Here is a 10,631-nt window from a genome sequence, read left to right as displayed (position 1 = left end):
CGGATCTTGACGTTGTAGTCAACCACCCGCTTCACCGTCACAAGTATTTTCATGGATTCTTTCCTCCAAGAGCTTTCGCAGGAAAATGCGCCTTAACGGAGCCGCCTGATTGTCGGTTGGCGACATCGATACGCGTTTTTTCTCCAATTACAATCGCTGTGCATGGCGCTAAATCGATATAATCCCGAGAATTGGAATTACGTTTACGTACACGTAAGATCGGGGGATGGCAAGCAGCGGGAGAGGTCATTCTGCTTCAGGTCGTCAAGGTCCAGCTGATGGCACGCAAGTCCTTGAAAAATAGCCTGATCCGCGTCGATACCGCGCGAAAGTCAGGGGCTCGCTCAGGTCTGGCGGCCCCAGGGCATCGGCGGTTTTGTCGCATCCGCAAGCGGTTGATGGCCCGCCGTGACCGGTTCCGCCTGGTGCCGGACGGCGCGCGGCGAGACGATGGTACGGTCGAAAAGCGGCACGTCGCGGCGTCGCAAAATGACCACCAGCACGAGACCGGCCACGATGCCGCCGACATGGGCGCTCCAGGAAACGCCGCTGCCGGGATCGACGACCAGCATGAAGAATTGCTGGCCGATCCAGAAGGCCAGTGGAATGGCAGCGGGCAGGGGCAAGGGGATGCGGAAGAACACCAGAACCCAGACGCGTACCTTCGGATGCAGGAGGAAGTAGGCTGCAACGACGCCGGAGATCGCCCCGGAGGCGCCGATCAGCGGTGCTTCGGAGGCCGGGTCGAGAAGCCCGTGCGCAAGCGCGCCTGCGGCGGCGCAAAGCAGATAGAAGACGAGGTAGCGGAAATGCCCGAGCGCGTCTTCGACATTGTCGCCGAACACCCACAGAAACAGCATGTTCATCGCCAGATGCATGAAGTCGCCATGCAGGAAAGAATAGGTGACGAAGGTGAAGCCGTCGGGGACGATAATCAAAGACGGATCAAGCTGGGCATAGTCGAAGATGAGTGCCGGGATGTAGCCGAAGCCGAGGATCGCGGCGTTGGCGAATTCTTCCGAGGCGATCGGCCCGGTGATCAGCCAGACGACGATGTTGATGACGATCAGGCTGATCGTGACATATTGAACCTTGATGTGCTTCAGGGTGTTCGTATCGTGAAGCGGTATGAACATGCGGTCTCCCGGAGCGCAAATTGCGGCACGTTCCTCCCGCCGAATCTGGATCGGGCAACGATGCTGAAGCCGACGTTATCTGTTTTTTCCGGGAATCCAAAGGACGTCGGCTTGACCTTTGTCATTTGCCCAGCGCGCCGCGACAAACAGGAAATCCGAGAGGCGATTAATGTAGGCGATCGCGTCCTTGCTGACGATTTCGCCTTCGATATTGGCGAGCGCTACCGTCTGCCGCTCGGCCCGGCGCGCCACAGTGCGGGCGACGTGCAAGGCGGCGGAAGCGGGGCTTCCGGCCGGAAGCACGAAGGAGCGCAGGGGTTGAAGATCGGCATTCAACCGGTCGATTTCGTTTTCGAGCCAGGTCACCTGCGCCGCCACGATGCGAAGCGGCTCGTATTGCGGTGGTTCGCCCGTGTCCGGGGTCGCGAGATCCGCGCCGAGATCGAAGAGATCGTTCTGGATCCGCATCAGGGCGTCATCGAGTGCCCGGATGTCGGCCGTATGCTGCCGTGCCAGGCCGACGAAGGCGTTGGTTTCATCCACCGCGCCATAGGCGTCGACCCGGAGATCGCTCTTGAGGCGGCGCGGACCGGCAACAAGCCCGGTGGTGCCGTTGTCACCCGTCCGGGTATAGATCTTGTTGAGCTTCACCATCTGTCGTCACGATCCTTCAGAGCAATTTCAGGAACGGTGTGGAACGGCTTTCCGTCCGGAAATGCGCCAACTAGGTCGGGCGACCGCCGCCGGTGAGCCACAGCGTCACCATGATGAGGACGATCGCGATCGCCTGCAGCAGCACGCGTGCCTGCATCAGCTTGTTGGAGGTATTGCCGCTGCCACCCTTAGCCATATTCACGAGGCCGCGGATCAGGACGATCACGACCAAGCCCATGACGAACAGGGTCAGGCCGGTAAAGAAGCTGGACATCGTACTCTTCCTTGCAATTCTACTTCAGCCAAGTCGGCCGATGATGCGATAAAACAATGCAGCCGGCAGGAGCTTCTTCAGAAGCGCGCCCTGCCTGGCGGGCCTTGTTACAATATAGTGCGGTTTCGGTTTCTTTGCTGTCAGCGCGTGCTTCAAAACCGCATAAACCGCATCCGGGCCGAGCTTGCCGGGGGCGGGTTTGCTTTCGCCTTTGAGGCGACGCATCTGTCGCTCGTATTCGACGCGGTGCACCGAATTCTCGAGATCGATGAAGCGCTCGATATAGGCGACTGCATTGGTCGTGAACTTGGAGGCGATCGGTCCCGGTTCGATGAGGCTCACCTCGATGCCACTGCCGGCAAGTTCCATCTTGAGGGTGAGCGACAGCCCCTCGATCGCAAACTTGGAGGCGTTGTAGGCGCCGCGCCAGCGATAGGGAACGATGCCGAGGATGGAGGAACACTGCACGATGCGGCCGCTGCCGCGCGCCCGCATGGACGGGATCACCCGCCGTGTCAGATCGTGCCAGCCGATGACGTTGGTCTCCAGTTGAAGCCTGAGCGCCTCGGTCGGCAGATCTTCGACCGCGCCCGCCTGACCGTAGGCGCCGTTGTTGAACAGCGCGTCGATGCGCCCGCCGGAAAGCGCCAGCACCGTATCGGCCAGGGCGGCGATGGTTTCCGGCTTGGTATAGTCCATCAGGAAGGTCTCGATGCCTTCAGCCTCAAGGGGTTGACGGTCCTCTTCCCGGCGCACGGTGGCAAAGACCCGCCAGCCGTCGGCATGGAGCGCGCGCGCGCAATAGGCGCCGATTCCAGACGAACATCCTGTGACAATGATTGTGGGGCGATCAGTCATCCGATCGATTCCTGTAGAAATCCTGCCTCCGTTTCCCATATTCATCGGCGGGATACAATTGAATTGCGCAAGCCGGAACCCGCCAGCGTTGTCGCCGTTGGGATCGTGCGTAGCCAAGGAAACGGCACCGGCGGCGCGGGAATGCGCGGTCTTTGGGCCCTGTAGGATTGGAATGGAATGCCAGCGTTCATACGCATCACCTGGAAAGTCATTTTCGATGCGCTCTGGCATTTCAGCCTCGACGACGGTTGGGCGATGGCAAGCCATGTGGCTCTGTCGTCGCTGCTCGCGGTCTTTCCCTTCCTGATCTTCGGTACGGCGCTCGGCAGCTTTCTCGGTGCAGACCAGTTCGCCGAAACGGCGGTGCACCTGATTTTCGACGCCTGGCCCGAATCGATTGCCAAGCCCGTGGCCGACGAGATCGTGCGGGTGCTGACGATCCCGCGCGGTGGGCTTTTGACCGTTTCGGTGCTTGCGGCTGCCTATTTCGCCTCCAACGGTGTGGAGGCGCTGCGCGTCTCGCTCAACCGCGCCTATCGCGTCAGCGAGAGCCGCTACTGGTATGTGACCCGGCTCGCGAGCCTTGGCTTCGTGCTCGCCGGCGTGTTGATCCTGGCGGCGCTCAGCATCCTGCTGGTCGCGGTGCCGCTGGCCGTGCGCTATGCCGGACAGTGGCTTCCCTGGCTTGGCGGGGTGCTGGCGACCGTCGACAACTGGAGCCTGCCGCTCGCCCTGGTCGTCCTGACCAGTGGATTGCTGGTGTCTCATCTCTGGTTGCCCGATGGCCACCGCAAGGTGATCGACGTTCTCCCCGGGATCGTGCTGACGCTGGTCTGCTGGACGATCGGCGCCTACGCTTTCGCCTCCTATCTCGCGACCTTCGCCACCTATGTCTCCACCTATGCGGGCCTGGCGTCGATCATGATCGTGCTCGTGTTTCTCTACATGATCGCGGCAATCTTCATCATCGGCGCCGAGATCAACGCCGCGATCCTGAAATACCGGGTCAAGCGCATGGTGCGGCGGAGCTTTCAGTTTCGCAACGGCAGCGAGGCTGTTCGCGACGAGCAGGATCTAGACGATTAGAGCCCGGACTTCTTGCGGTGTGCGACCGGCGGCGCGGAATGCCGCAATGCCGGTGTCCTGGTTGCTCTTGGAGAGCTTGTGGCCATCCGGCCCAAGGATCAGCCGGTGGTGATAGTAGAGCGGCTCCGGCAGGTCGAGAAGCCGCTGCAGCAGCCGGTGGACGGAAGTGGCGTGGTAGAGGTCGCGGCCGCGCACGACTTGAGTGACGCCCTGCAGCGCGTCATCAACGACGACGGACAGATGGTAGCTCGACGGCGCATCGGAGCGCGAAAGGATGACGTCGCCCCAGGCGGCCGGGTCGGTCACGATGGTGCCGGTTTCGCCCGTTGGCCCGGCGCCGTTCTCGTTCCAGGTGAGAGGGGCGCTGCCGAAAAGGCTGATAGCCTTCTGCATGTCGAGCCGCCAGGCATAGGCTTTGCCGCCATCGAGCAAGGCCGTTCGCTCGCTGATCGAATAGGTGCGCTCGCGGCCGGGATAGAGCGGGCTGCCATCCGGATCGCGTGGCCAGGTTCGGCCGTCGGCTTCGGCTTGCGCGACGGCCGCCTTGATCTCGCCGCGGGTCATGACGGAAGGGTAGACCACGCCGAGCCGGTGCAACCGTTCAAGGGCTGAGGCGTAGGCGTCGAGGTGTGCCGACTGGCGGCGCACGGGGCGCTCCCAGTCAAGGCCCAGCCAGGCGAGATCCTCGTAGATCGCAGCCTCGAATTCGGGGCGGCAGCGGGTCTGGTCGATGTCCTCGATGCGCAGCAGGAAGCGGCCGTTTTCGGCCTTCGCCATGTCGTGGTTCAGCACCGCGGAGAGCGCGTGGCCAAGGTGAAGCAGGCCATTCGGGCTGGGGGCAAAACGGAAAACGGGTGGCGTTTCTGGCATCCTTTCCCTTTGCCATGGAAGGGGTATAAAAATCATCCGCTTTGTGGAGGCGTCATGCGGATCATCCGGACACATGAGGATATCGAAGCCGGGCTTTCCGGACTGGTAATGTTGGATGCGCGCCTGGAGCATGTTGTCGCCAGGGCAGGCCCGGTGCCGCTGCGCCGAACCGATCCGGGCTATCGCGGCCTTGCCAGCATCATCGTCTCGCAAATGGTCTCGAAGGCAAGCGCTGCCGCGATCTGGCGGCGGATGGAGGAGAGGCTTGGCGAAGTCACGGCATCAGGCGTGATTTCGCTCACTGATGAGGATTGCCGGACAATCGGCCTCTCGCGCGCCAAGGCGGACGCGTTGCGCCGTGTCGCCGACGTGGTGGTGGGCGGCGAGATCGATCTCGATGCGATCTGCGATGCCGAAGCGCCCGAGGCGATCCGGGATCTGACGGCGATCAAGGGCGTGGGACGCTGGACGGCCGAGGTCTACCTGCTGTTCTGCGCAGGCCACCCGGATGTCTTCCCCTCAGGGGACGTCGCGCTACAGAACGCAATCGGCCACGGGTTGGGCCTCGAACTGCGCCCGACCGCACGCGAAATTGATTCGCTTGCCGCCTCCTGGTCGCCCTGGCGCAGCGTCGCCGCGCGGCTGTTCTGGGCCTATTATGCACAGGAAATGCGCCGAGATGCTGTTCCTGTGACACCTTGAAGGAAAAAGCGAATCCAGCGCATGCATTTTTGTTTCCGGCTTCACAATCCTGTTGCAACGGGCCTAATATAGAAGGTGCAGATGCCGAATCGATCAGGAGAATACGCTTGACGATTGCAGTCTCACCTCAGGCCTTACCAGCGCTCGTCTTGAACGCTGACTATCGGCCGCTTAGTTACTACCCCTTGTCGCTTTGGTCCTGGCAGGACGCGATCAAGGCCGTCTTCCTTGACCGCGTAAACATCCTTGCCGAGTACGAACATTCGGTGTCGTCTCCGAGTTTCTCGATGCGACTGCCGAGCGTTGTTTGCCTCAAGAGCTACGTGCAGCCCTCGCGCCATCCGGCCTTCACCCGGTTCAACGTGTTCCTGCGCGATAAATTCGAATGCCAGTATTGCGGTTCACCCGACGATCTCACCTTCGATCACGTGGTGCCCCGCGCTCACGGCGGCCAGACGACCTGGGACAATGTCGTCGCAGCCTGCTCCCCCTGCAATCTGCGCAAGGGCAGCAAACTGCCGAAGCAAGCCGGCATGTTCCCGCACCAGCGGCCCTACCAGCCGACGGTTCAGGATTTGCACAACAACGGCCGGCTCTTTCCGCCGAACCATCTGCATGAAAGCTGGATGGACTATCTCTACTGGGACGTCGAACTGCAGCCCTGAGCCTGTGTTCGTGCCTTCCTGCCGGATCAAGCCCCAGAGCGGGATCGGGACAGGTGCGTGCGTGCCTCAGCCCGCATGCGGTGGTCTTTCTGTTGGAGACGCCGGCCGTTCGGGCCGGCGCGATATCACTGCGCCTTTGCAGCACCGCGCAGGGCGATTGCTGCCAGGATGAGGCTGGCGATCACGTTCCATCCGGCAAAGGACAGGCCCAGCACCCGCAAGGCGGCTTCCGTGCAGGACGGACCGTGCTTGGAGTCGAGATCGCCGAGGAGGTCGCCGACATTGGAGGAGACACCCTGCGCCGTGGTGGCACAGGTGGAGGGGCCTTCCCAGAAGTGCCATTCCGCACCCGAGTGATAGACGCCCATGCCCGCACCGACGAGCATGAGGATGCCGACGGCCAGGAGCAGGATGCGCGTCGTCCACGCCGGCAGTTTCAGCGCGCTGGTGATGACAGCCAGAATGCCGAGCGGAATGCCATAGTAGTAGGGATCGCGCTGCAGCAGGCAGAGCGCGCAGGGGATGTAACCGCCGATGTGCTCGAAACCGAGCGCCCCGCCGACGGCCGCTGCCATGCCGAGTGTGACGACAATGGCGATCAGCAGATGCTGGCGGGATTGGGTGGCGGCGTCGATCATCTATACCTCGCGGGCGGCAGATCGGAACCGACACCTGCCGCAGTGCAAACTGGATGGCGCTTCTTAGGCAGGATCGCGCGCCCTGTAAATCGTGGCAACCGCGACAGCTCCGCACGCTTTCGTGATTGTCATCGGGGCATCGTGAAAATGATGGTTGACCGCGGCGAAAACCTTCGTGTAAATCCGAGCCGCTGATATCGCACTTCCCTGAGCCCCATTGGCGGAATTGGTAGACGCGCTCGACTCAAAATCGAGTTCCGAAAGGAGTGCTGGTTCGACCCCGGCATGGGGCACCAAGTACATCAATAAGTCTTTGTTTTTGCTGTTATTTTTTGTTAAATTTGCCCACCTCGGGCTGCGCGAGAAGGGCTGATAGCTCAGTCCACCACCTTCAAGTCGATTTCCTGGCGGCTGCGCTCTCGCTCCAACTCTGCCTCGCGGTTCTTGAAATCCTGTTCGTGAGCCAGGAGACGGTCGCGGTCAGCGGCTGTCATTCCCGGCCAGTTGCATCGAGCACCGCATCGTAGCAGTTACAAGCAGCGGCCGTCGTCATCACGTCGAAATTGGGTCAGCCCGAAAGGTTTTTCTGCCGCCATCTGTTTGCGGCGCGCTTTCTTGGTGTAGATCGTCGTCTGGTTCTTCGTGGTCCAGCCGAAAATTGCCATCAGCCCTTCGTCCGTGGCGCCGGCTTTCCGCAGACCGTGAGTGAAGTTGCGTCAGCTAGGGTCAGGAGCCATTGATCGGATGCACCAATGTGATTCAGGCTCCGCAAGGAGGCTGATCATGCGTGACCTTTACTGGCTGACAGACGAACAGATGGCGCGGCTTGCACCGTATTTTCCCAAGAGCCACGGCAAGCCTCGGGTTGACGACCGCCTGCCGGAGATGATGCGTTCCAGCACATCGGCAAGCCAGACTGTGGGGTCAACAACCTGACGCGTCGTGGCCTTGCCATGCCTACCAACCAGTGGCACTCTCGTCACACCGGCATGGGTGTAAGCGCAATTCTTCGTATCGGCAACGCGAGGTACATGCGATGTGGATCCTGATGTACGTATACTCCTATTCAGTCAATCCCGCTGCTACGAACGACCGCGCGGAATGGAGGATTGTCCCAACCGTGGTGTTTCAAGAGTTTACGAGCGAAGAGCGCTGCATGGTGGCCAAAACGAGACTAGAGACCACCTTGAAGGAGGCCGGAACCAAGCTAAAAAGTGGCTTGGAGGGGTTAAAGCGCTCAGGTGTGGTAGGTCCCGAGCACATCATCATTGCCTATAACGTGGAATGCCTTCCGAAGTAGCACTGGAACGACGAAGCGCTCCGAAGCGCGTTCTGTCGTCTCGTGCCTGTTCATGGGAGCCCAGTCTCTTTTGCATCCCACGCCGTCATCACATGGTATCCATCGTTTTCAGAGCGATGCTGCAGGGCTCCGTTTCGATTTTTGTTGCGCAATTGGCTGACACGTAGCACTCTTTGTGGCTGGGAAAAGGACCGACGGCGCTGACATCGATCAAGCAAGTGGAAGTGCGTGTCGAGTTGTCGCTGGAACTAACGGTTGGTGATTGTGGCCGTTGAATGCGAACGTCCAAAAATGGGGCGTCCTAACCGAAGTGCATCAAGCCGGTTTTTTTAGGGTAGGGGTTCAGCGTCCTTCCCGCAAATGTGCCATGAACCTCGTGCTGCCCGCCCGTTTACCCGCGTAGCAAAGACACCATCGAACATAGCGTGGTTGTGCTGTCGTAGCGGTCGTTTGCCGGTCGAAATGCACCTTGTTTGTTCCCACAACCAACATTTTCGGCATATCGCAATCATCCTTTTCCGGTGAAAGCAGTATCTCATAGAGGTAGGCCAATATGACTACTAAGTTTGACCGGTCAGCGGTCCTGCTCGCAACCGACCAGAGCGGCACCCTCCAAAGAATATTTGATCGCATTTGCTTCGAAGCGAGCATTCCACGCCATGGTGATCGCGCCTCACGCTTAGCTAGATTCTTGATGGATGAATTCAAGGTGGGCAACAAGGACGAATGGGCGTTGACCGAATGCGGCCGCTGGTTCTGTAGGCCGGCGACCCCCATCCGACCTCCATCTAAAAGCCGCCTGGTTCTTTATTACGATTTCCAGAGTTGGATCACCTAGTACCGGCGCACACCCGGTGCGTGGAGCTAATAACTGACAAGCGACGCAGTGAGACATAAGCGAAAAAAACAGAATCAAATTGCCCACCGCGTCTGTGTCCCGCGCGATGGTAAGTCTTTGATTCTTGGCAACTACCACGCTCCGGCATGGGGCACCACTGGCTTCGTGCAGCATTGTTGTTGCTGTATTTTTTCCATTTTATGTCCGTGCGATCGCGACGTCGGCCCGCGAAAGCCACATCATCGATGGAGCGACAATTCAGGAATGTCGACGCCATCATGGACGACGGCCGCCGACAGTCGCTGATCCGCTACTACATGGAAAAATACGAATGTGGTCGTGAGGACGCCATGCGCCGAACGGTCGAGGAGCGCCAACGCGACACTAACCGGTGGTGCGGGATCAAGAGAAGCAGCCTGGCGTGAACGCCTCGATCATGGCGATCTCTTGTGGCGTTAGAAGCTTCCCAACCATCCAGGCGCCGCTTATCAGCACCAAATAGATACACGGTTCCTGCGCATCACCGACCCTGTTGATCGGGCGATCCGGATAGCGCCGTCGAGCAGCTTCGACATCTTCCATCACGAGTGGATGGCGAGCCGCAGGCAACAAAAAAGGCCGGGATAAACCCGACCCCTTCCGTGATCTCCCCCCGCCGCTGCCAGTACATCCGTGGTCAGCAGGCGAGAGGGACCGTATGCCTTCAATATAGGCGTGATTGAAATTTAATCAATTCGGAAATCAAAGGGTGAGGCCTTCGAGGGTGACGACACCCAATTAGGCTATTGAAATGATTACATCTTTCCAGATCCGACACTGATAAGCTGCGGGTATGCGTGGCTTGTTACTCTTCATTATTGTTGCACAGTGCCTGTTGGCTGTGGATTGGATCGCAACCGAGGGCGAGTACACCCGCGTTGCTTGGAGCGGCGTACGAGAAGAAGCCGACTTCGCTCGTTATCAGGTGGGATATTGGGTCAACGCTATCGGTCTGTAGCGCTGGACACCTTTCCGAAAAGCCTAATTGCCCCGCGCAAAAGAACTGTGCCAGGAACAGGCTAAATCATTGTTTAATTGTGATTTCTTCGTTCCGACATGGGGCACCACCACATCACCCGAATTCTCCATGCCGACCGAAGTTTCCGTCTAGGACGCGACTTGGCCGGCGCTTACCGCGTCGGTCATTGAATTGGCTCGCTCGAAAGTGTTAGGTGCGCTGCAGCAGAAAACTGTCATGGCAGCGTCATGTTACCGAGAATCGAGACCTACGACGAACTCTACCGTGCCTTCCGCTGGCAGATCCCGGAGCGGTTCAACATCGGCGTCGCCGTCAGCGACGTCTGGGCTGCGCGGGAGCCGGAGCGCGTCTGTCTTCAGCATTTCGATCCCAATGGCCTGCATCAGGCGTTGACCTATGGCGAATTCGCCCGGCAATCCTCCGCCTTTGCGCAAGGGATTGCGAAGCAGGGCATTGCGCCTGGCGAGCGCGTCGCAATCCTCCTGCCGCAGGGCTTTGAAGCGGCGATCGCCCATGCGGGGATCTACAAGCTTGGCGCCATCGCCTTGCCGCTTGCGCTGCTCTTCGGCGTCGAGGCGCTCGAATACCGGCT

General features: G+C 59.9%; 12 protein-coding genes, 1 tRNA gene and 1 pseudogene. 7 read left to right on the top strand and 7 right to left on the bottom strand.

Translation table 11 applies throughout. The features are described from left to right. Window positions 1-344 precede the first annotated feature (344 nt). The 4 genes from I8N66_RS12400 to I8N66_RS12385 all read right to left on the bottom strand — a co-directional run bounded on the left by I8N66_RS12400 (window position 345) and on the right by I8N66_RS12385 (window position 2,922). A complete protein-coding gene (locus I8N66_RS12400) occupies window positions 345-1,136 on the bottom strand; it encodes a rhomboid family intramembrane serine protease (protein WP_291154048.1) in 792 nt (263 codons plus the stop codon). A gap of 75 nt (window positions 1,137-1,211) precedes the next feature. Then, the gene (locus I8N66_RS12395; protein WP_291154046.1) at window positions 1,212-1,790 is read right to left on the bottom strand and encodes a cob(I)yrinic acid a,c-diamide adenosyltransferase; all 579 of its coding nucleotides are present in this window, start codon (window positions 1,788-1,790) and stop codon (window positions 1,212-1,214) included. 70 nt (window positions 1,791-1,860) lie between these two features. Continuing rightward, a complete protein-coding gene (locus tag I8N66_RS12390) occupies window positions 1,861-2,064 on the bottom strand; it encodes a twin transmembrane helix small protein (RefSeq protein WP_113541334.1) in 204 nt (67 codons plus the stop codon). A gap of 24 nt (window positions 2,065-2,088) precedes the next feature. Then, window positions 2,089-2,922, bottom strand: a complete 834-nt coding sequence (locus tag I8N66_RS12385; protein ID WP_291154044.1) for an SDR family oxidoreductase — start codon at window positions 2,920-2,922, stop codon at window positions 2,089-2,091. A 177-nt stretch (window positions 2,923-3,099) separates the two neighbouring features. Here I8N66_RS12385 and I8N66_RS12380 point away from each other — a divergent pair, with 177 nt between their 5' ends. Then, a complete protein-coding gene (locus tag I8N66_RS12380) occupies window positions 3,100-4,008 on the top strand; it encodes a YihY/virulence factor BrkB family protein (RefSeq protein WP_223725375.1) in 909 nt (302 codons plus the stop codon). On the opposite strand, the gene gluQRS is transcribed toward I8N66_RS12380, so the two are convergent. Beyond that, window positions 3,997-4,914, bottom strand: coding sequence for a tRNA glutamyl-Q(34) synthetase GluQRS (gene gluQRS / locus I8N66_RS12375; protein ID WP_291154041.1), 918 nt, complete (start codon window positions 4,912-4,914; stop codon window positions 3,997-3,999). The two genes, I8N66_RS12380 and gluQRS, sit on opposite strands and share 12 nt — an antisense overlap. Window positions 4,915-4,932: 18 nt before the next feature. Between gluQRS and I8N66_RS12370 the strand changes: the two genes are divergently transcribed. Next, window positions 4,933-5,580 (top strand): DNA-3-methyladenine glycosylase, encoded by a 648-nt coding sequence (locus I8N66_RS12370; protein WP_291154039.1) that lies wholly within the window; start codon window positions 4,933-4,935, stop codon window positions 5,578-5,580. Between the two features lie 107 nt (window positions 5,581-5,687). Beyond that, window positions 5,688-6,245, top strand: a complete 558-nt coding sequence (locus I8N66_RS12365; RefSeq protein ID WP_043623031.1) for an HNH endonuclease — start codon at window positions 5,688-5,690, stop codon at window positions 6,243-6,245. Window positions 6,246-6,370: 125 nt separating this feature from the next. On the opposite strand, the gene I8N66_RS12360 is transcribed toward I8N66_RS12365, so the two are convergent. Further along, window positions 6,371-6,883 (bottom strand): disulfide bond formation protein B, encoded by a 513-nt coding sequence (locus I8N66_RS12360; RefSeq protein ID WP_291154036.1) that lies wholly within the window; start codon window positions 6,881-6,883, stop codon window positions 6,371-6,373. 211 nt (window positions 6,884-7,094) lie between these two features. Here I8N66_RS12360 and I8N66_RS12355 point away from each other — a divergent pair. Then, window positions 7,095-7,179 (top strand) — tRNA-Leu (locus I8N66_RS12355). Window positions 7,180-7,413: 234 nt separating this feature from the next. Here I8N66_RS12355 and I8N66_RS12350 read toward each other — a convergent pair. Next, complete coding sequence (locus tag I8N66_RS12350; RefSeq protein ID WP_291154034.1) at window positions 7,414-7,548, bottom strand: hypothetical protein; 135 nt, start codon at window positions 7,546-7,548, stop codon at window positions 7,414-7,416. Window positions 7,549-7,666: 118 nt separating this feature from the next. On the opposite strand from I8N66_RS12350, the pseudogene I8N66_RS12345 reads away from it, so the two are divergent. The 3 genes and pseudogenes from I8N66_RS12345 to I8N66_RS12335 all read left to right on the top strand — a co-directional run. Continuing rightward, window positions 7,667-7,759: pseudogene (locus I8N66_RS12345) on the top strand (IS5/IS1182 family transposase); the annotation flags it as partial. A 1,540-nt stretch (window positions 7,760-9,299) separates the two neighbouring features. Beyond that, complete coding sequence (locus I8N66_RS12340; RefSeq protein WP_162768975.1) at window positions 9,300-9,446, top strand: hypothetical protein; 147 nt, start codon at window positions 9,300-9,302, stop codon at window positions 9,444-9,446. Between the two features lie 820 nt (window positions 9,447-10,266). Further along, window positions 10,267-10,631 (top strand): AMP-binding protein (locus I8N66_RS12335; protein WP_291154056.1); only part of this gene is annotated, 365 nt, incomplete at its 3' end.

This window comes from Ensifer sp. SSB1 (assembly GCF_016652895.1).
Lineage (GTDB): Bacteria > Pseudomonadota > Alphaproteobacteria > Rhizobiales > Rhizobiaceae > Ensifer.
This window is presented reverse-complemented; position numbering and strand designations above follow the sequence as displayed.